Annotated in this window: 16 protein-coding genes; 9 read left to right on the top strand and 7 right to left on the bottom strand. The window is 43.3% G+C overall.

Features of this window, described 5'->3' with window-relative positions; genetic code table 11:
- The first annotated feature begins 343 nt into the window (after positions 1-343).
- On the top strand, positions 344-3,976 hold the full coding sequence (pulA, locus tag HOP38_RS21785) for a pullulanase-type alpha-1,6-glucosidase (RefSeq protein WP_198559372.1): 3,633 nt from the start codon (positions 344-346) through the stop codon (positions 3,974-3,976).
- 53 nt (positions 3,977-4,029) lie between these two features.
- Here pulA and HOP38_RS21780 read toward each other — a convergent pair whose 3' ends face one another.
- Positions 4,030-4,350 carry a heavy metal-binding domain-containing protein gene (locus tag HOP38_RS21780; RefSeq protein ID WP_006069660.1) on the bottom strand — a complete coding sequence of 107 codons (321 nt, stop codon included), beginning with the start codon at positions 4,348-4,350 and terminating at the stop codon, positions 4,030-4,032.
- Positions 4,351-4,514: 164 nt separating this feature from the next.
- Entirely contained in the window at positions 4,515-5,330 is an 816-nt protein-coding gene (locus HOP38_RS21775) for a phosphate ABC transporter substrate-binding protein (RefSeq protein ID WP_198558968.1), read from the bottom strand.
- Positions 5,331-5,514: 184 nt separating this feature from the next.
- On the opposite strand from HOP38_RS21775, the gene HOP38_RS21770 reads away from it, so the two are divergent.
- Positions 5,515-5,862: a DUF3024 domain-containing protein gene (locus HOP38_RS21770; RefSeq protein WP_006069662.1), complete on the top strand. Its 348-nt coding sequence runs from the start codon at positions 5,515-5,517 to the stop codon at positions 5,860-5,862.
- 82 nt (positions 5,863-5,944) lie between these two features.
- Here the strand turns inward: HOP38_RS21770 and rnb are convergent, their stop codons facing one another.
- Positions 5,945-7,960, bottom strand: coding sequence for an exoribonuclease II (gene rnb / locus HOP38_RS21765; protein ID WP_198558967.1), 2,016 nt, complete (start codon positions 7,958-7,960; stop codon positions 5,945-5,947).
- 363 nt (positions 7,961-8,323) lie between these two features.
- Between rnb and HOP38_RS21760 the strand changes: the two genes are divergently transcribed.
- Both HOP38_RS21760 and HOP38_RS21755 read left to right on the top strand, forming a co-directional pair.
- A complete protein-coding gene (locus HOP38_RS21760) occupies positions 8,324-10,228 on the top strand; it encodes a DEAD/DEAH box helicase (RefSeq protein ID WP_006071603.1) in 1,905 nt (634 codons plus the stop codon).
- Between the two features lie 275 nt (positions 10,229-10,503).
- Positions 10,504-11,697 (top strand): acetate/propionate family kinase, encoded by a 1,194-nt coding sequence (locus tag HOP38_RS21755; protein WP_198558966.1) that lies wholly within the window; start codon positions 10,504-10,506, stop codon positions 11,695-11,697.
- A 93-nt stretch (positions 11,698-11,790) separates the two neighbouring features.
- Here HOP38_RS21755 and HOP38_RS21750 read toward each other — a convergent pair whose 3' ends face one another.
- Positions 11,791-12,633 (bottom strand): patatin-like phospholipase family protein, encoded by an 843-nt coding sequence (locus tag HOP38_RS21750; RefSeq protein WP_198558965.1) that lies wholly within the window; start codon positions 12,631-12,633, stop codon positions 11,791-11,793.
- A gap of 272 nt (positions 12,634-12,905) precedes the next feature.
- On the opposite strand from HOP38_RS21750, the gene HOP38_RS21745 reads away from it, so the two are divergent.
- The gene (locus HOP38_RS21745; protein WP_006071694.1) at positions 12,906-13,958 is read left to right on the top strand and encodes a cysteine synthase A; all 1,053 of its coding nucleotides are present in this window, start codon (positions 12,906-12,908) and stop codon (positions 13,956-13,958) included.
- Positions 13,959-14,014: 56 nt separating this feature from the next.
- Here HOP38_RS21745 and HOP38_RS21740 read toward each other — a convergent pair whose 3' ends face one another.
- On the bottom strand, positions 14,015-16,408 hold the full coding sequence (locus HOP38_RS21740; protein WP_198558964.1) for a VolA/Pla-1 family phospholipase: 2,394 nt from the start codon (positions 16,406-16,408) through the stop codon (positions 14,015-14,017).
- A gap of 16 nt (positions 16,409-16,424) precedes the next feature.
- A complete protein-coding gene (locus HOP38_RS21735; protein WP_198558963.1) occupies positions 16,425-17,672 on the bottom strand; it encodes an outer membrane protein transport protein in 1,248 nt (415 codons plus the stop codon).
- Positions 17,673-18,126: 454 nt separating this feature from the next.
- Between HOP38_RS21735 and HOP38_RS21730 the strand changes: the two genes are divergently transcribed.
- Together HOP38_RS21730 and HOP38_RS21725 are read left to right on the top strand one after the other, a co-directional pair.
- A complete protein-coding gene (locus HOP38_RS21730) occupies positions 18,127-19,074 on the top strand; it encodes a hypothetical protein (protein ID WP_006071700.1) in 948 nt (315 codons plus the stop codon).
- A 496-nt stretch (positions 19,075-19,570) separates the two neighbouring features.
- Positions 19,571-19,786, top strand: a complete 216-nt coding sequence (locus HOP38_RS21725) for a hypothetical protein (RefSeq protein ID WP_198558962.1) — start codon at positions 19,571-19,573, stop codon at positions 19,784-19,786.
- 47 nt (positions 19,787-19,833) lie between these two features.
- On the opposite strand, the gene HOP38_RS21720 is transcribed toward HOP38_RS21725, so the two are convergent.
- Complete coding sequence (locus HOP38_RS21720; protein WP_198558961.1) at positions 19,834-20,616, bottom strand: M48 family metallopeptidase; 783 nt, start codon at positions 20,614-20,616, stop codon at positions 19,834-19,836.
- Positions 20,617-20,755: 139 nt separating this feature from the next.
- Here HOP38_RS21720 and HOP38_RS21715 point away from each other — a divergent pair, with 139 nt between their 5' ends.
- Complete coding sequence (locus tag HOP38_RS21715; RefSeq protein WP_006071705.1) at positions 20,756-21,190, top strand: hotdog fold thioesterase; 435 nt, start codon at positions 20,756-20,758, stop codon at positions 21,188-21,190.
- The gene (locus HOP38_RS21710) at positions 21,187-21,420 is read left to right on the top strand and encodes a DUF3389 domain-containing protein (RefSeq protein WP_198558960.1); all 234 of its coding nucleotides are present in this window, start codon (positions 21,187-21,189) and stop codon (positions 21,418-21,420) included. The genes HOP38_RS21715 and HOP38_RS21710 overlap by 4 nt, the downstream gene beginning before the upstream one ends.
- Positions 21,421-21,449 lie beyond the last annotated feature (29 nt).

Genomic DNA, 21,449 nt, shown 5'->3' with positions numbered 1-21,449 from the left:
GCCGCTTGTAGCAGCTTAATATTTTTGAGTTGAAAATAAGGTCATAACAAAATCTGATCCAAGTCGCCAATTGCAGGTTGAGTTATCATCCTCAAACTCTACGCCCCAGTATCTAAGCCTTTAAAATCTGTAAGATCAAAGTGAGCACTGTGTTGCATAATGTGGTGCTAAGACTTCCCAGTATGTGATAGTGCTTCAAACGCTCTGTTATTTTATCCGATACAAAAACTTAACATGCATTGTTCACATTTTGTTGAGCATCACTTTTCATAGCATAGAGGGTGAACTAACCGATTTACCCTCAATAATAAAAGGTTGAAAAGTGGACGATAATAAACCGAAGATGACAGTGGTAGCTAAAACGCTTATACCACTGATTTCAATTGTATTACTCGCAGGATGCAATACGAATAGTGAGTCTGGAACAGAGGCTGGTGGCAATAGTGGCGATGTGGATGGCTTGTATAAGGCTGGCGAGAATGAAGTCGTCATCTATTACAAACGTGACTCAGCGGCTCAATCTGGTGACCCGTACGGTGGTTGGGGGTTACACCTATGGAACGGCGAAGGCTGTGAAAGTACTGACCTAGAAGCAATGAATATTGGTGATAGTGGCACGAGCTGGGATGCTCCATATGGTTATACAGGGGTCAGCTCTACTTATGGCGCTTATTATGTTTTGAAAGTGGACCCAGATGCATCAGACCCTCATGAATGTATGAACTTTTTACTTCACAAAGGAGATGAGAAAGCCTTTGGGAGTGGAAATCACAAGGTTCAACTACGTCAACTTGATGACAGCAAGGGATTATTTGGTTTCCATGGCAGTAGCCAAATTTATTACGTCCCTACTGTAGAGAGACCTGTTGCGATCGATGGGCGCGCCGCTCATTGGTTAGATGGCACCACAATTGGTTGGGAGGCTGCCTCGACAGCAGATAAAGTGGTTTTGGTCTACAGCGAAGACGGCAGCATCACAATGAATGATGATAGGTCTATTCGTGGACAAGATGGACACGTTGAACTCACCATTTCTGGTGAGCTGCCTGAGGAACTCAAAGCTCGTTATAAGCACCTAGCGAGCTTGACTGCCCTCAACATTGATGTGAATGCGGAGACACGACATACACTTTTAAAAAAACAACTTGTGATAGTCGCATATAACAAGAGCAATGAAATTATTACCGCCACTGAGCTTCAAACAGCCGGGGTTCTTGACTCTGTGTTTGCCTCAAAAGATGGAGGTAATGCAATAGCTCAAACACTCGGTGCTATTGTTGAAGGAAACGATGTGACGTTTAAACTCTGGGCACCAACAGCAATGTCAGTGTCGGTAGAAGTTTATAATGAAGATAAGACCCTAGATAGTGTATATCCAATGACCGAAGATGCAGATACTGGCATATGGTCCTCGGATGGCGTAAGTGGAGCGCTTAACCAGTTCTATCGTTACGACGTTAAGGTGTACCATCCTACGACGGGTAAAGTGGAGCAGCGATTGGTAACCGACCCATATTCACTTAGCGTGTCTGCAAATTCTCTATATTCTCAAGTTGTAGATCTCGATGATACGTTATTAATACCTGAAGGTTGGAATGACGAAGCCTATTCTCGTCCTCAATTATCTAAAGCTGAGGATCATGTCCTTTACGAATCTCACATACGTGATTTTAGCTTCAGTGATTCTAGAGGGACGGAAGCATTGAATGGTAAGTATTTAGCACTAACCGAAGATACTCGAGAGTCAGTAACACATCTGAAGTCATTGCAACAAGCGGGCTTAACAACGTTGCATGTATTACCTGTGTTTGATATTGCTACGGTTGATGAGGTCAAGAGAGTTGATATTACCGATACGGTCGGTGAACTATGTGCTCTTAATGCTAAAGCTGTGGTTTGTTCTACAGCAGATAGTGGGCAGGTCATTGAAGATTTATTGCAAAACTATGACCCGGCGAGCGCGAATGCGCAGTCTTTGATGAATGACCTACGAATGTATGACAGTTTTAACTGGGGCTATGATCCATTCCATTACACAGTTCCTGAAGGTAGTTACGCTACTGATGCTGAAGGTTCACTAAGAATCAAAGAGTTCCGCCAAATGGTAAAAGCGACTCATGATATGGGACTTAAGTTCGTCATGGATGTCGTATATAACCACACCAATGCCTCTGGCGTAAATGATAAGTCAGTGTTGGATAAAATTGTTCCTGGGTATTATCACAGGCTCAATGCCAATTCCGGAGGCGTAGAAAACTCGACCTGTTGTGACAATACTGCGACGGAAAACTTGATGATGGGTAAGCTAATGGTTGATTCACTATTAGTTTGGGCTGATGACTACAAAGTCGATGGTTTCCGTTTTGACCTTATGGGGCACCAACCAAAAGACTTGATGGTTTATGCGTTAGAGAAAGTGAAAGCGATTGATCCCGATACCATTTTCTATGGTGAAGGTTGGGATTTCGGTGAAGTTTCTAATCATGCTCGATTCGAGCAAGCCACACAGCTAGCTATGGCTGGTACTGAAATTGGTACGTTTTCTGATCGATTGCGTGACGCAGTACGTGGTGGTAGTCCTTTTGATGGCGGCGTTAACAGCGATGGCCGCCATGCACTAAGGTTTAATCAAGGGTTTGGTAATGCGGCTTATCCTAATGAAGAGGTAATCGAATCAGTTGAAACAACAAACGATAGACTTCACAACCAAGATATCGTCCGTTTAGGTATGGCGGGCAATTTAGCTGACTATGTTCTCTTGGATTACACTGGTGAGACTAAACGCGGCAAAGATGTGGATTATAATGGCGCCCCGGCAGGCTATACTAAGTTCCCATCGGAGAATATCTCTTACGTATCGAAGCATGATAACCAAACACTTTGGGACAACAACGCCTACAAGATTGCGACAGGGATAGATTCGGCGAAGCGAGCTAGAATGCAGACTGTATCGCTTTCAACCGTAATGTTGGGGCAGGGTATTCCATTTATTCACATGGGCTCAGAGCTATTGCGGTCTAAGTCGATGCAGCGAGATTCCTACGACTCAGGAGATTGGTATAATCGCGTTCGCTTCGATGGTTCAGACAATAACTGGAATGTTGGTTTACCTCGAGAAGACAAAGATGGTGCTAACTGGGATTTGATCAGAAAAATCATAGCCGATCCTAGTGTCAAACCGTCTCAAACGGACATTGAACTAACCAAACAACAATTCTTAGAGTTACTTAAAATTAGAAGTAGTAGTGAGCTGTTCCGCTTAGATAGTGCTGAGGAGGTCATGAAACGAGTCGATTTCCGCAACGTTGGTCAGGGTCAAATACAAGGTTTAATTGTCATGACGATTGATGATGGAACCAGTGCGGGTGCTGATCTTGATTCTGCATATGATGCGGTGGTGGTTGTGGTTAACTCTACGGCAGTTACTAAGGAGTTCAAGATTGAAGGAGCTAGCGGTTTTGAACTACATCCGGTTCAAAAATCGTCTTATGATAGTGAAGTGAAAACAGCCTCATTTAGTAATGAAATCTTCTCTGTACCAGCATTGACAACCGCTGTCTTTGTACTTCCTCAAGGTGAGAGCCAGGGTGTAGGCTTGCCGATAGACAACAGTAATAAAGATGTATCTAGTATCGCACCATTCGGAAGTACTGAACTCTACTTACGTGGATCGATCACGACATGGGATGCCCCTGCGGAAAATTCCAATGCCAAGTTTAGCTATATTGCCAATAATATTTACCAGTTAGATATAGAAGTGCAAACGGGAAGTTTTAATATGAAGGTCGCCGATGCATCTTGGAACGCAGAGACAAACTTTGGTGGCGAAGTGAGTGTTACTTTGGGTGAGGCAAGCACTCTTACTGCAGGTAGCAATGGTAATGTCACTATAAATATTGCTGAAGAGGGAAACTATCGTTTCAAGTTGGATGCAACAAATAAAGCCAATCCAACGCTGACTGTAACCAAACTTTGATATTTTTTAGAGTGATCAAATAAGGCAGCATTCGCTGCCTTATCTATTCGTCTTTAATCAACAACAACTGCAGTGCCGCTCGCCGACACCATTAACATGCCATTGCCAGTCCCTAGTACTTCATAGTCAAGGTCGACACCCACAACAGCGTTCGCGCCAGCATCAGCGGCTTTTTGTTCTAATTCTTTTAGTGCGATTTCACGCGCACGTTGTAGCTCTCTCTCATAGGTGCCCGAGCGTCCGCCTACAATATCTCGCAGGCCAGCAAACATGTCTTTAAAGACATTGGCACCTAAGATCGCTTCGCCGGCGATCACGCCTTTGTAAGCAACTATACGCTTTCCTTCAACGGTTTGAGTAGTGGTGACAATCATGAATAGACTCCTATTGGGGATAAACCATTTCTGATTAACAACATAGCAGGTTGCGATAACATGGGAAATGACAGAAGTGTCGTAATTATGTATTCAACGATTCCAATCTTGGTAGAGACGAAAAAGGGAAAGCAAATGCTTTCCCTAATGTAGCGATGACTTTACTACTTTTTAATAGGCGTGTAGCCATATTCTTGGATGAGGGATTGTCCCTCATTAGATAGCACGAAAGAAATGAATTTATCCGCGTCATCATCAATGTCATCTTTCTTGTGTAGCAAAAGGAAAGGACGTGCGAGCTTGTATTTCCCTTCGGAGATATTCTTGGTGGTTGCTTCCACACCTTCAAACTTAATAGCCTTAACTGAACGGTCGACAGAACCTTCAGAAATGTAACCTACGGCGTGTGGGTTGTTGTTAACAATGGTCTTTACCATACTGTTGCTATTTACAACGAGGTTCGTTGGATTGATATCAGAGACTAGTCTGTCATTGATGATTTGGGTCAAGCCCAACAGACTTTCGAAACTTGAACGCGTGCCTGAAGAGGCCTCACGTGTCACAACTGCAATCTTCTGATCTGGGCCACCAACTTGCTTCCAGTTATTAATTTTTCCTTTATAGATGTCAAACAACTGTTCTCGAGAGAGGTCTTGAACCGGGTTTGCCAGGTTGACCACAATAGCTAGACCATCGTAGGCAATAGGAAAAACGTCTAGACTTTCACTGCTTTCACGTTCTGTAAGATAACGGCTGCTCATACCGATATCCGCCGCCCCTTTTTCTACTAGGGTGATACCTGCTGTACTACCGATTCCTTGAACGGCTATGAACGTGTCGCTGTGTGACGTGTTGTATTGTTCTGCCAAGACATCCATAACACGAGCAACAGATGTAGAACCAGAAATATTGACTTCTTGTGCTGCTACAGTGTTTACAGCGGAGAAGGAGAGTAGAGCGGCTAAAGCGACGCGAAGCATAGAGAAACTCCAATTAAAGTGAGAATTTGCCACATCATATTTCGTTTGTGTGACACTTTTGTGAAGTGGAGTTGCATAGCCAATAAATTAGAGGATAAAAATGGTTACTGTGTGGCGTCGAACGCTAACAAATTATCCAAAAAGCAGTTATATTAAACACATAGTCAGCCAAAAGGTGGGGTATATGACACTTATCGAAATGTCACAATGTCGCCTAGAAAGATGTGCCGAAATTGTTTGCAGCAACCGTAACAAGAGCATGCCTGTTGAATTGGGTAAATCCTTGTTTGAAATGGTTGAGCATGGCGTCTTGTTTTCTAAAGCTCATTATCTATTGGACTCAAGCTCTTCCAGTTACACCAGTGTCGTCGTTAAAGTCCTATTCGATTCCAATACCAGAGAATGGTCGATTTTCGTTCCCGATGAAGATGAAGGGGACAACTGGATGCCGTATCCATTTCTGGGTAAAAGTACGGACCTTACCGCGGTGATGAGGGAGATTGAGAAAGATCCTAAAGCGTACTTTTGGTGACGCATGAACGACAAAACATCATTAATATTAAAAAGGGAGCCCGATGGCTCCCTTTTTGTGTTATCTAGCGAGATGCTATTGGCTATTTAGCCGTTTCATCGCTTTGCTCTGTTGATGCATCTTTAGGTGCATCAGCAAATACTTCAACAGGCTTAGCGATTAGGCTACGTGTTTCTTGATTCACATCGTTCAGTGTTACTTTAAACGTGTCCCCTAGACGATATACGACTTCTTTATCAATAGAAACCGTGCCGTTCTCGTTGTTTCCTTCAATGCGCTCTTTGTTGTCAACGATGAGTGGGTTTGGAATAAACACAGAAGCGCCATTTTCTAGCAAACGGGCACGGATACCGGCGCGATTGATATCAAAGATTTCTGCGGTGAACTGTGTTTGTTTCTTAGGTTCGTCAGCAAGTGTACGAGCATATAACCAATCACCTACAGTACGCTCAGCAATCTTATGGTGTTTACGATGTAGAGCAAGCTCTTCACCTAAAGCATCATCTGGCTGTTGTGATGGTTCAGAGCCAAGAATGTAGGCTTTCAACAGACGATGGTTGACCATATCGCCATATTTACGAATAGGAGATGTCCACGTCGCGTACACGTCCAAGCCCATTGCATAATGAGCATCTGGCTGGTTGCTGATTTCACTGTACGCTTGGTACTTGCGAATCCGGTTATCTAGGTAGCTTGAATCTAAACCACCAAGATTACGGCGGAGTTGAGCAAATCCCTCAAGAGTTGACAGGCTTTCTTCAGTATAAAGGTTGTCTTCTTTACCTTGGTTGACCAGCTCTACAACATCTTTCAGCTTGTCCGCTTTAAAGCCAAGATGAGTATTGAAAACGCCATAGCCGTACGCTTTACTCAGAACACGGCCAGCACAAATGTTGGCGGTAATCATGGACTCTTCTACCAAGCGGTTGGCTACACGGCGCATATCTGCGTGGATAGCCACGACGTCATTGTCTTCACTAAGCTCAAAGCGATAGTCTGGACGGTCAGGGAACACAACGGCGTGTGTCTCGCGCCATTGCGCGCGAGCATTGGCAAACTCATTTAGTTCAGTAACTACTTGAGCGATCTCTTCACTTGGTTGCCATTTGTCACATGTTCCGGTTTCTAACCAATCAGACACATTGTCGTAAGCCAGACGTGCATGAGATTTTATGTTGGCAGCAAAGAATTGAATATCATCTTGAATTACGCCGTCAGCACTTACTGTGACTTTGCAACAAATCGCTGGACGTACTTCATTCTCAATTAACGAACAGAGATCGTCCGCTAAATCGCGAGGTAGCATTGGGATATTACGTCCCGGAAGGTAGATAGTGAAGCCGCGCTCTCTGGCGACTTTATCCATATCGTCTTCTGGTGTGATATAAGCGGTTGGATCAGCAATAGCAATGGTGAGTTCAAAACTGCCATTGTCATTTTTCTTTGCATAAAGTGCATCGTCCATGTCTTTTGTTGATTCGCCATCGATAGTGACAAATGGAACGTCTGTTAGGTCGATACGCTCTAAATCGGAATGATCGTTAATTTCCCAGTTTTCAAGGCCGGCTGGTTCAGTCTTTGGTAAATCGTTTTGAGCTAATGTTACCCACCAAGGTGCGATTTTGTCATTGGTGTCTGTGATCTTTTCCGTGATTTCAACAAAGAAACCGCCATCATCTTTTAATGGGTGACGAATTATGTATGCTACGACCCAGTCACCGTCATTTAGATCATCTGACTTAATGCCTTTCTTAGTTTTGGCTTTAAGTGTGAGCTTTTTAAGAGTAGGGCTATCAGGAACAACGTTAAGTTTTCCTTTGATAAGTTTGACTCGGCCAATGAATCGTGTGACAGCCTGTTCGATAAGTTCTTGTGGTTCCGCTACTTCTCGGTCTTTTTCAGTACGGATAATTGCAACAACTTTATCTCCATGCATACATTTCTTCATGTATGGAGGTGGAATAAAGAAACTGTTTTTCGCGTCAACTTCTAGGAAGCCAAACCCTTTCTCAGTTGCTTTAATCGTCCCTTCTTTTTTGGGAAGGGTTTCTTGGATTTGTTGCTTAAGTTGTGCAAGTAACGGATTGTCTTGGAACATGTATCTACTTCTTAACGATGAAAGTGCCGACACTATACCCAAATGCCCGGAATATGCCTAGCCGAAATAAGTCAGGAAAGGCTAGGTTTTAAGCGTATTAGATGTAAATTTGATGACGCTTTATACAGAATTTTGTCATCGAGAAGAAAATTGTGATGTATTTCAATTTTTTCTGGCTTTTTTTGTGCTTTTAGGGAATAATCCGCCTCCTTGTTTACGTCCCTAGCGGCTTGATGCGATTTGCTACTTATCCGCATCTGAATGGAATCAGCTCTTTAAGGTTTGCTTTAGAAGCAATCTGGATCAGTTTGGAATTGGTAGAGCTCGTGGGACCTTAGTTAATAATTGATAAATGGGATCCCAATGCAAGATTCTTCAATTCAGTTTAGCGATTTAGCGCTGAACGACTCAATCCTTTCTGCTCTTGACGGAATGGGTTTCGTATCTCCAACTCCTATCCAAGCTGCGGCAATTCCGCACTTGCTAGCAGGCAAAGATGCGCTAGGTAAAGCTCAAACTGGTACTGGTAAAACAGCTGCATTCTCTCTTCCACTGCTTAACAAGCTAAATCTTGACCAACGTAAACCACAAGCTGTGGTTCTTGCGCCGACTCGTGAACTTGCTATCCAAGTTGCAGCGGAAATGAAAAACCTTGGTCAAAACATCAATGGTTTAAAAGTTTTAGAGATCTACGGTGGTGCATCTATCGTTGATCAAATGCGTGCACTTAAAAACGGTGCTCACATTGTTGTTGGTACTCCTGGTCGTGTTCAAGACCTAATCAACCGTGACCGTTTACACCTAGACGAAGTACACACGTTCGTTCTTGATGAAGCAGACGAAATGCTTAACATGGGCTTTGTTGATGATGTAACAGAGATCATGGAGCACGCACCAGAAACAGCACAGCGCGTATTATTCTCTGCGACTATGCCTCCAATGCTTAAGAAGATCGTTGATCGTTTCTTGCGTGAGCCAGAGTACGTTGACGTAGCTGGTAAAAACCACACGGTAGACAAAGTAGAGCAGCAGTTCTGGGTTGTTAAAGGTGTAGAGAAAGACGAAGCAATGGCACGTCTTCTTGAAACTGAAGAAACAGACGCGTCAATCGTATTCGTACGTACTCGCCAAGATACTGAGCGTCTAGCTGACTGGCTATCTGCACGTGGCTTTAAAGCGGCAGCATTACACGGTGATATTCCTCAATCTTTGCGTGAGCGCACTGTTGACCACATCAAACAAGGTGTTATCGACATCCTAGTAGCGACTGACGTTGTTGCACGTGGCCTTGACGTACCGCGTATTACACACGTATTTAACTACGACATCCCGTTTGATGTTGAGTCATACATCCACCGTATCGGTCGTACTGGTCGTGCTGGACGTAAAGGTAAGGCGATTCTTCTAGTTCGCACTAACCAAATCCGTATGCTTCGTACTATCGAGCGAGTGACTAAGTCATCAATGGAAGAAATCCAACTTCCTCTACGTGACAAAGTTGCAGAAGCTCGTCTAGTTAAACTAGGTGCAGAGCTTGAGCAAGAGAAAGAGCATAAGTCTCTAGACAAATTCGCTGAGCTTGTAGAGAAACTACAAGAAAGCCTAGAAATCGATGCAGCAACATTGGCAGCGATTCTACTTAAGCGTCAACAAGGCAAACGCCCTCTATTCTACATTGGTGAAGATCCAATGATCGCGGCTATCGAGCGTGATAAGCAACGTCGTAAAGAGCGCCGTGAGGGTGGTCGTGACGGAGGCCGTGATGGTCGTCGTAGCTTCAACACTGCCGATTGGGATACATACCAACTGCAAGTAGGTCGTGAGCAAGGCGTTCAAGTTAAAGACATCGTAGGTGCACTTGCGAATGAGCTTGGCCTAACTAAAGGTTCTATTGGTGCAATTAAGCTAGATCGTGAGTCAACTTACGTTCAGCTTCCAAAGCAAATGACCTCTGATGTTGCTGGTAAACTTCGTAAACTACGTATTCGCCAAAAAGAAGCGGGTGCGGTAGTGGTAGACTTCACTGATTTCCGTGAGCCTCGTGGTCGTCGTGATGGTGGTCGTCGTGACGGTAACCGTGATGGCAACCGTGGTGGTTACCGTGGCAACCGTGAGGGTGGTGGTTATCGTGGTAACCGCGATGGCAACCGTGAAGGTGGTCGTGGTCGTGATGGCGAGCGTCGTTTTGACCGTAACCGTGGTGGTGACCATCGTGGCAGTCACCGTGGCGAGCGCAGTTTCTCACGCAATCGTCGTGATGAAGCATAATATCGCTTCTATTCAAAAATAGTTGAAAGCCGGGCTCATGCCCGGCTTTTTTGTATGACGAATATGCAACTGATGCAAAACTGCCCTATAATCAAGGGATATAACCGATTAAATTCAAGATGTGAATTAAATCTGACCTTGATCATTATCAATAAATATCATTTTGATATAGTTGTTTGTATAAAAGAAAGTTGAAAGATTCAAAAAATATTGAATAATACAAACAAATATTAGGAAGTCGTCTTCCATCAATGCTCAAAACAGGATATCCCCCCATGTCTAATTCGTTTGTTCTCGTGATTAACTCTGGTAGTTCATCTCTGAAATTCGCTGTAATCGACTCAGCAAGTGGTGAAGCAGTTCTGTCTGGTCTTGGAGAGTGCTTTGGCCTTCCTGAATCTCGTATGAGCTGGAAATTTAATGGTGAAAAAACTGAAATCGCTATCGAAGGTGACGACAGTCACCACAAAATTGCAATCAGCAAGCTTGTGGGTTTAACAGATGAACTTGGCCTACAAGAGAACATCGTTGCTGTAGGTCACCGTATTGTTCACGGTGGTGAGAAATTCACTAAGACTGTACGCATCAACGAAGAAGTAACAGCGGAAATTGAAAAGCTTGCGGATCTTGCTCCACTACATAACCCAGCAGGCGCTATCGGTATCCGAGCAGCGATGGAAGCATTTCCTTCTCTTCCTCAGTTTGCAGTATTTGACACAGCGTTCCACCAAACAATGCCTGAGCGTGCATACACTGGTGCTATTGCTAATGAACTATACACCGACTACGGCATCCGTCGTTACGGCTTCCACGGTACTAGCCACTATTTTGTAAGCCGCGAAGCAGCGAAGATGATCAATAAACCTATTGAAGAGTCTAGCTTCATTTCAGTCCACCTTGGTAACGGTGCTTCTGTATGTGCTATCAACAATGGTGATTCAGTCGATACTTCAATGGGTTTCACGCCATTATCAGGGCTAATGATGGGTACTCGTTGTGGCGACCTAGACCCAGGGATTATTGAATACCTTTTGAAAAAGGGTTGGCCACAGGACAAAGTATTTAACGCACTTAACAAGGAGTCGGGCTTCCTAGGGGTTTCTGGACTAACGAGCGATGCACGTGGCATCTTAGAAGCGATGGAAGAAGGTCATGAAGGCGCTAAACTAGCATTCCAAGTGTTTACTTACCGCGTCTCAAAATACATTGCATCTTACCTAGCAGCTTTAGATTCGTTTGATGGCATCATCTTCACAGGTGGTATTGGTGAAAACTCTATGCCAATCCGTAGCGAGATTTTAAACAACCTAAAACTTCTTGGCTTTAAAGAAGATGTGAAAGGCAACGAAGATGCTCGCTTCGGAAACGCTGGCATCATCGGTAAATCTGAGATGCTAGGTGCTGTAGCAATGGTTATTCCGACGAATGAAGAGTTTGTGATTGCACAGCAGTCGGTAGAACTGCTGTAACCAGAATAGAAAATGAATAGTTCAAAGCGAGCCTAGTGCTCGCTTTTTTAGTTCTAGCTATTCGTAAAATGGTGAGCGCAAAGACAACACACTTTATGTATCTTGCTGTACCGCTTTGTCTGCTGCTCTTAACCCCATCTGATATCCCGCTTCAAGCTTGTCTTTATTCGTTGTTAGCCGTCCCACAGAAAAACTATCTTCGGGAGTAATAACGTGAATATTGCAGTCGGGTGGAGGGTTGTTAATAAACTCCATCGTTTGGTTATATTGATCTGCGCGGTTGATCATAGCTTCTGCCAGTAGAGGAGTGTTTTTCATAAATCGACGCAGTAGCCAAGGTGCTTTAGGTGGTCGTTTGACATAGCCTTGCTTTTGCGACAGAACCACTGTGATGACCTTAGCGCCTCTTTTGTACGCCTCAATCACGGGAATTGAATCACCAACTCCTCCATCAATCATCTTTCTTCCATCGATATCTATAGGCGTTCGGTAGGCGACAGGCACTGAGCATGATGCCTTTAGAATCATTTCTAAATTACTTTGTGATCCTAATGTGTATACAGGAGCTCCTGTGTTAATGTCGGTTGTAACAATATGGAAAGGAATAGGCTGCTCGTTAAATGCTTGCATATCATAGGGATAATGTATCGCGATATGATCCCATAACCAGTCGAGATCTAACCAGTGACCACCCTTAGCAAAGTTATGGAAGTTAATAAATTCTGGACGACACGAGTAGTCAGCAATGATGGTGTAGGTTCGTCCTCGTTGATTGGATAACCACGAGGCTATATTAGTCGCCCCTGCAGAAACTCCAATACAAAAATCAAAAGGATTATAATTATGGTCGATAAAGCCATCTAAAACCCCAGCGGCAAAGATGCCTCGCATAGCGCCGCCTTCGACGACTAAGGCATGTTTCGTTTTCTGTAACATGAAAAATTGATTCCTTTAGAGTTTTACAGGCGTTTCCATTTGACCCGTTGACCTTGCTATTACGGCGTTAAACACTGAATGTACGAGTGGTCTGATGTGTAATTGGTTTAAGATAAAATACCAAACTCCGTCGAGCTTCTCTATACGAAAGCGCTTTATAAATACCATCTTCCTTTGCGCTTATCTTGACTAAGCAATCCACCTAACTACGCTTATGATAATTAACAATAAAGATACACGCTAAATAAATCAGATAGATAAGTGGAGCCATTATGTCAATTGCCTCTATTGCAAACAATGTCAGTGAACTCATCGGTGACACCGATCTGGTCAGAATTAATAGCCTTTCAGAGATATCAGGTTGTAACATCCTTCTCAAGTGCGAACAACAGAACCCTGGTGGTTCAATAAAAGATAGAGCCGCGCTTCAGTTGGTGACCGATGCCATTGACGCGGGAAAACTAAAACCCGGTATGACTATAGTAGAAGGGACCGCAGGAAATACCGGCATCGGGCTCGCACTAGTGGCTAAGGCACTTGGTTACAAGATGTTGGTCGTGATGCCAAAAGGGCAGGCGAAAGAAAAAGAACGAATGATTTCCCTCTATGGCGCAGAACTGTTACTAGTCGACCCTTGCCCATTTGCAAACCCTGAACACTTTTACCACACTGCCAAGAGGATAGGTGAGGAGCATGAAGATTACTGGTGGGCTGATCAGTTTGAGAACCTAAGCAATTACCGAGCGCACTATTTAAACACGGGCCCCGAAATCTGGCGACAAACCGAAGGCAATATAGACGCATTAGTGTCTGTAGTAGGGACAGGTGGTACAATTGCCGGAAACTCTCACTACCTCTCGCAGCAACAGCCAAATCTGAAAACGTGGCTGGTCGACCCTGATGGCTCAGGTATTCATTCTTTTCTGCAAAACGGAGAATACCAATCTACAGGGAGTTCGTTTACCGAAGGGATAGGCATTATGAGAACGGTAGATAACTTCAGGCAGGCGAAAATCAACCACGCAATCACTTTGCCTGATCAGGATTTAGTAGCTATCTCTCGTTTGGTAGCGGAACATGACGGTATTGTTCTTGGCAGCAGTTCTTCACTGAACGTTGCGGGAGCGCTGTACACTGCTGCGAGAATGGGCAAAGGAAAAACAATAGTTACTTTTAGCTGTGACTTGGCGGATCGTTCCTACTCAAAGTTGTACAACGAGGATTTTCTAAAAGAGAGAGGGATAAGTCTCAAGACTGAAACTCTTGAGGAGATATGGGCACGTTACCAAGCTGATGATGATAGCAGAGTTGTTGATGTCTCTTGATGTATTAAAATGAAAAAAGCGAGTCTACGACTCGCTTTATATCTCTTAATTAACTTCTATTCTAACACTGAATTAGCGTCAGAAATTGCACTACTTCCGGTGGCTAAAAAGCTAACAACTTCCGATTGCATCTCTGCGTGATACGCTAAATCACTCAGGTTATCGGTGTCTTGGACCGAAATGAAGGTAGAGTGTTTACCAATATCACGAAAACGTACAAATGGAGAAGTACTACTACCACTCCCTTTCGAACTATCGAACACTTCTAATCTAAATTTTGTAGCAAGAGGTTCAGTACCAGCCATTGGTGATGACGTGACATATTTGGCACTGAGAACGTTATTAGGCACTGTGCCATCATCCTTCACTTGCGCCATATAAACAGGTGTTCCTTCTGCAATCAACGTGTCTGCGTTGGTATAAGGGTCAGCGGCATCTACTACGGTTTGAGTTGCGTAGATAAACTGTAAGTTTTCTGCCAGTAGAGCAGGTAAGTTACTGCTTGATGTACTCTCAAAGTCTGTTAAACATTGCGCTTCTGATATTCCGCTACAATTAGCACTCGCATAAGAACCGTAACCGGTACTACCTTCAAGTGCAATATTGTGTGTGATGTACGGGCCGTAGAATCCAGAGCCAAAGAGTAAATTCGCAATTTGGCCTCCTGAGTTGACGAAAGCTGCTCTGGAAAAACCAAACATAGAATCGGCAGTGTTACCCATTTTGGCGTTAGCTTGCGCTACGGCTGGGACTCCCAAAACACCACCTAATGAGTGTCCTAAGAAACTAGGTTGTGTTGTAGTGGTGTTTGGCAAAGTAGCTAAGGGAGTTGATGCCAATGCACCAGCTGCTTGATTTGCTGAGATAGCATATCGTAATGTCATCAAGTCCAACATGGACTGACGAATATTATCTCTGGCGACTGGTAAGACACTCAGATTCATATACGCTAACACGCTTACGTTGGCTGAACGTTGGGCGTCAAGACTACGCTCACCATGTATGGGAGCATCAATGGCAATTAACGCTAAACCTGCATCAGTAAAGTTCTTGGCAAAAGCATAAGCGTTCTCTTTAGCCGAAGTAATACCGTGTTGGTAAATCACTAAACCAGAAATACTACCTGATGTCGGAGTGAACAGTAAAAAGTTGACGTCCGGTAACGACTTTACAGCTGGGACTGGTGCGTAACGAGTGATAATACGCTCTTCGTCATACCGTGAACCATCCAACTTAGTAAAAGTAGTGCCCATTAGTTTGGGTAGTTGCGATGCTGGATCGGATTCAAAAGCACTAGGATCAATCCCCTTGGCAACTAACTGTGTCACAAAGTTAGCCTTTTCATCGTCGTCACTAATGATACTGTTAATCACGGCTAAACTGGGTGAGCCTGATTCAAACGGTTGGCTGTTCCAGTTCGCATCTGTTTCTAGGTAGTAAGGCAGTTTGACAGACCCCTTTGTGACGGTAACAGTGCCCGCATTAGCATAAACACCAATGAGCTTGTTACGTGCATCTTCGGTATTGATGTAACTGATAAAATTGCTATCACTGGCGAGAGCTTGTGCATAGTCTTCTGGCACTCCAAACGTCATTTGACCCAAACTATCAATCGCTACATTGTTGGGGTTCGCCACTCCTTTCCAAATATCACTTGGCGAGTACTCAGGCAGCAGAGTAGCCGCGATCATAGACTTAGTCGCAAACAAAGTTTGTCCAACAGATTGAGTAGAAAACCAAGTGGAATAGACAATATTAGTGGTGTTTACTGTGTTTGAAGTACCGGCAGCTATGAGTTGTTCAGTCCCTTGAACCACTTTTTGTGCACTTGCTAATGTGCCTTCGGTGTAGGTTTTTGAGCTTGATTTCAAGGCAGCATAACCTTGAGATGTACCGACCGCTTCACCATTAATATCAAGGAGCTTATCGTTTACTGCGATGATATATTCACTCGATGGCTCTAGGGCTTTGAGTAAAGCAATGACGAGGCTATTACCTGTAGTGCTTAGAACAAAGTCTGTACCATAAGTTAGTACGCTTTCCGGCGCTGGTGATGCGGATGTCAAACCTTCAGTTAGCTTAATGATAGTTACAGACGAAGGATCTGGTGATAGCGTTAGTGGGGCACCAAATTTAACAGAAATAGGCGAAGTAGTAGACCATCCATCCATCTGGCCCATCGCTGCTATCGGGTTTGATAGTGAATCATCTCCGCCGGTTGGTAATTCTAATGTTCCATCAGTTTGGTTCATTAACGCAAATGTAGGAAACGGCACGTCTGCATTGCTGCCTTGTAATGTAAAGGCTAATTTGGTTGGTTGTGCAAGTGACTGTTGAATGTAAGGCTCATAGTTTGGTGTCGTTGGAGTACCAACTAGTTCACCTTCATCTCCGCAAGCAGAGATGAGTAGTGAAGCTGAAATGGTTAGCGCTAGTGGTAGCTTTTTCATCGTTATTCTCCCGGCATTAATCGAACTGATAGTTAAACTGAATCGCGCTTATATAAGCGGCGGATTTACCAGTGAATACGAGTTCTTCATCTAGCTTATTCTTTTCAGTAAATGACCCGGATTTAGCATCGATGTAGGTAAAACCTGCATCCAATGTCATCTTGTCATTGATACGATAAGTCAAACCAGCTGAGTACCAGTAACGGTCTGAGTCCGGAATACTCAACGTCGCTTTTCCGGCCTGTTCGTCGTAAGCAAAACCAGCGCGTAGAGTCCAATTTGAATTTAAGAAGTGAGTAAACCCGAGTGAATAGCGGTTACTGTCTTTGTAGTCTTCTTCTTTATAAAAACACACTCCAGGGGGAGTACCCCCAGTGCATGTTGATGATGTGGCTTTAAGTTCTGTAAAGTCACTCCATTCAGTGCGTTGAATGCCATAATGAACTGCCCAGCGGCTAGCGAACTTGTGATAGCCGGAGATTTCCCAAATGGCAGGAAGTGTGACATCTAAGTCGGCTTTGGTCGCTGCTGGGGTAGAGATCCCCGTGTCATAGCTGGAGAAGCCACCATCTTTAAATGCTAGGTCAATCGCGCTTCGATAAGAAAAACCAAATCGGTTGTTTTCATTAATTTCGTACAGAGCACCGAGGTTCCAACCAAATGCATAAGTGGTACCTTCCATGGAGATAAGTTTATCACTTGGAGAACCACCGAAGACCGCATCCGCTAAGATCCCTTTGTGACGATTCAACTTGGCGTGGGCGTAGACGGCATTTACCCCAGCTCCAATGGAGAACGAATCGTTGATACGATAGGCGACATTAGGATTCAATGATACTGAGACTAAAGATGTGTCGCCAGCAAGGTCGCCTGAATAACTCGCATCTGGATAATCTGTTGCCACCCCGTAGGTACTAAACAGTCCGATTCCCCATGCCCACTGGTCATTAATAGGAGAAATATAATAAGCACCGGGAACGACTTGCATCGGTGCGACATCTTTCATTTCCTGGTTGTTAGTCGTATCGGTGATGTTAATATCAGGGTCGACGACGGAAATGGCGCCAGAAAATTGTGCCGTACTAAACAAGGTCATAGCTGCGGGGTTACGAGCAAGTACCGACGCATTGTCAGCAACTGCACCTTCTCCAGAAAATGCTCGGCCCAAGCCTGAAGCAGAGTGTTCGTTTACCTGAAATCCTGCGGCTAAGACAGCAGGTGTTATTCCCCAGACAAGAGGGATTAGGAGAGCTTTTTGTTTCATATCTTTGTGTCCTTTCGGAAAAGCTAGAAAATCCATTTTTATAGTTGTATTTGTATATAAGTCTCATCAGACCAGTTGTTAACTATATGTAAATCAAGTGTTAAATCAAGTGAAATTTGATTAACTTGTGTACAAGGTTGGATCGTTATAGTTAGATGAGCGTGTTAAGAAGGGGGAAGACGAAAGAGGATGGTAGAGGAGCTGTATCAACTCATTGATGAACATCTTCTCGATAGAACCACGATGATTCAGATTGTTCCTTAGGCTTTCGTTTATTGTAGATTTAAAGATGTAGACAATTAACATTCATGATTCTAATTTATCACCTGAATAAAATATGCCCATGATCTCACCTTTGAAATAAATGTCAGAACAATGTTAGCGTTTGCTTGTTTCTATCTATCGCCAAAGATATGATTGAAACTAAGTAAACTAACAATTAACGTCAAATATTATGAAGAACATAACAAAGCCAGTATTGCTTCTCTCTGTTTTGCTCCCTTCTGTTTCATTTGCTCAACTGCAACTGTCGCCAGAGGAGTTGGCTAAGAAGAAAGAGATCTATACAAAATTCGATACCCAAAGTGTCAATATAAAACTCAAACAGTTTTACGATGAAGTTGATATACTGCGATATAATAATGATGCAGTGATTAATGAAATTGGTAACAAGCAAGAAGATATAGAGTCCACATATAATTCGTTAGTGAATCTTACGAGTGAAAAAAAAGAAATTAACGAGTATCTTATTAATCGACTGCAAAATAATATTGCTATTTATAATGAAAGCGTTGCTAAGCTAAATAGTGATACTAATAAAGAAGCTCAACTTGTTAAGAAGATAAAAAATAATGAAGACGAAAAGCAAGCCATAGAAAAGAGCAAAGAGCTAGAACTTGCCAAACTAAAAAAAGATATTGAGACGAGGCTCAAACAAGATGCTGATAAGGAGAAAAAAGTCTTCTTTGATGGAAAGGTTATTTGCTCAAGTTCAATGACCTTAAGTGATTGTTTTAATAAAAATAAAGCAAACATTGTTAGCCAAGCCATGAAGTCAACGGTTGGTGAGTACAGGGTTCATGCAACAAAGGTTGAAGATGCTAACCTAAACATTAATGGTACGTTGTCTTATAGCGTTGCAATCACGTATACACAACCTTTTTCTTTACTTACTATAAAAGAGATAAATAAAGAACTTGGAATAAGTACTAAAGACATTAAACTGTCCTCAAATAAAGAAGCTACATACTACATTAATGGCAAAAAAGTGGGTGAAGGCAAAGAGGTCTTATTTAGAAATTCATATAACTCAAAAGTGATTGTAAAGGCTGTCTACGATAAAAAGTCACAGTCTTCAATTGAAGAATTAGGTCCAGAAAATGACTTATATTATCCATTTTAATATTGGATAATGCCATTTTATGGTTTTGGTTAGTTATACTAAATAACTTTTATAGATCTATTGATTATAACCCAATGTGTTGAGCACGTTTGTGCTCAACCACTGCATTTTATAAACTGAAATCATAAATATGGCACTTGGTTCATAGCTGTCAAAAAAATGTCAGTGACAAAAAAATAACGCTTAGTGCTTATTTTATATTCTATGTTAAAGGCTCAAGATGAAACATTTTACCGACTCAGTGAGGAAATCACTAAAAAGAGAAGATTGGTATGCTGCCTTATTAACTGCACTCACGTTGCCCGATATATGTGGCAGGCTAGAAAACCCTCAGAAGCAACCTAGGGCGAGGTATCAAAAGTGGTATCAAATATGGGTTTCTTCGCAGTTAGCGGAAAAAACTAATAAACAAACTCGTACCATCTTGCAGCTCCGTGGAGAGGAGTTATATGCGCTCAGATGTGCTTTCTTTCATGAGACAGGTAGTAGCCTAGAGATGAGTAAGTCTCTAAAGATGGTCAAGAAATATAGATTCGTCACTCCTGAAGCATATCGAACGCTGGATGAAAGCAGCATTAAGGAACAAATGGCAATCCCTATCGACACCATTTGTCTTGCTTTAGCGACAGCGACTGATTCTTGGTTTGATAACGTAAGGGATGACCCGGTCGTCATAGAGAGATTAGGCGGCATTCTAAAGGTGCATGGTTAATCAAGCCACCTCTGAAGTATCTTTTACTTAGAGGTGGCGTAACTGAACTATTTACAGCTAGGTTTAATCGTATCGTAATTCGGTAACGTCGCCGCTTTTGCTCTTAAGTCTGAAATACGAGTATCGTGAGATGGGTGAGTGGACAGAAGTTCTGGTGGTTGACTCCCTCCAGATGCTTTTGCCATGTTCTTCCATAACTCAACACTCTGATTGGGATCAAATCCGCTTTTCGCCATTAATTCTAACCCAACGATATCCGCTTCCGACTCTTGAGTTCGACCGTAAGGTAATATCACGCCATATTGAACCCCAACTCCCAAAGCGGCCATCGTTACATCGTGATATTGAGATCCCCCGAGAGCGACATTTGTAATTTGAAGTCCCGTATTGGCTAGTTGTGATTGTGATAAGCGTTCGTTACTGTGGTCAGCCAAAACGTGAGCCACTTCATGGCCTATGACTGTAGCGAGTTGGTCTGGGGTGACTGCTACATTCAACAGCCCGGTGTAGACCCCAATTTTCCCCCCAGGTAGTGCGAAGGCATTAACTTGATCGGAATCGAATACGACCACTTCCCATTCGCTGAACTCAGGCTGGGGTGGAACGTGGTCTGTGATGGTTTCTGCCACACATTGAACATAAGCATTCACTTCTTTATCTGTGCTTACTTTTTGTTCTTTCTTCATCTGCTCGAAAGATTGAGCACCTAATTGACTCATTTGCGCGTCTGAGAACAGAATTAGTTGGTTCCGTCCGGTTGGAGACGATGAACATGCTGCAATAACAGAGGAGATCGCTGCTAAGCAGTAAGCCTTTGTCCAAGTCTTCATATCTAAGACTCCCTTAAATGTTATCCGTCCCCTAGGCTGGAACAAGGGGAAACGTGTTACCTACATTTTGATATTTGCCATTCGCGTTAACGACAGGCATCATTCTTATAATTAGTTCACCTAAGTATAGGATTTATAGATGAGTATTTGGAAGAAGAATATCTCATTAGAGGCGTTAAATCGCACTTCTAAGAACACTTTAATTGAGCACCTACAAATTGAATATACGGCGTTCACCGATGACACGTTAAGCGCGACGATGCCTGTAAGTAGCATCACCCATCAACCGTTAGGGATGCTTCACGGCGGCGCATCTGTCGTGTTAGCAGAGACTCTAGGTTCGCTTGCTGCGAATTATTGTGTTGATAATGACCATTACTGTGTCGGATTAGACATCAACGCTAACCACGTACGAGCAATGCGTTCTGGCTTCGTAATAGGCACAGCACGGCCTTTGCACCTCGGGGTTTCTACTCAAGTTTGGCAAATTGATATTACCGATGAGAAGCAGAGATTGGTGTGTACAAGCCGTTTAACGATTGCGGTGAAAAAGAACAAAAAGGCTAGCCGATGATCGTCGATTTTTCTCAAGGTAAGGTGATTGTTACGCCACATGAAATGGTAGTGCGGCTAGCGGTGGGCAATGTGACTTTGCAGGCCCAAGTAGATGCGTTACAACTTATCATTCCAGCATGCGTTATTTCCGCTAATGGTGCGGAGTGTAAATGGTCCGTCAAATTAGACAGTGAGGAACAACTTCGTGCTATTTCCGATGAGACTGGCATAGCGATTTTGACACTGTAACTTGCTAAATAAGTTAATAAAGAGGAAAC

Origin of the sequence: Vibrio mediterranei (genome assembly GCF_013364395.1) — a bacterium.
GTDB lineage: Bacteria > Pseudomonadota > Gammaproteobacteria > Enterobacterales > Vibrionaceae > Vibrio > Vibrio mediterranei.
The sequence above is the reverse complement of the archived record's forward strand: the minus strand, read 5'-3'. Positions and strand labels throughout refer to the sequence as shown.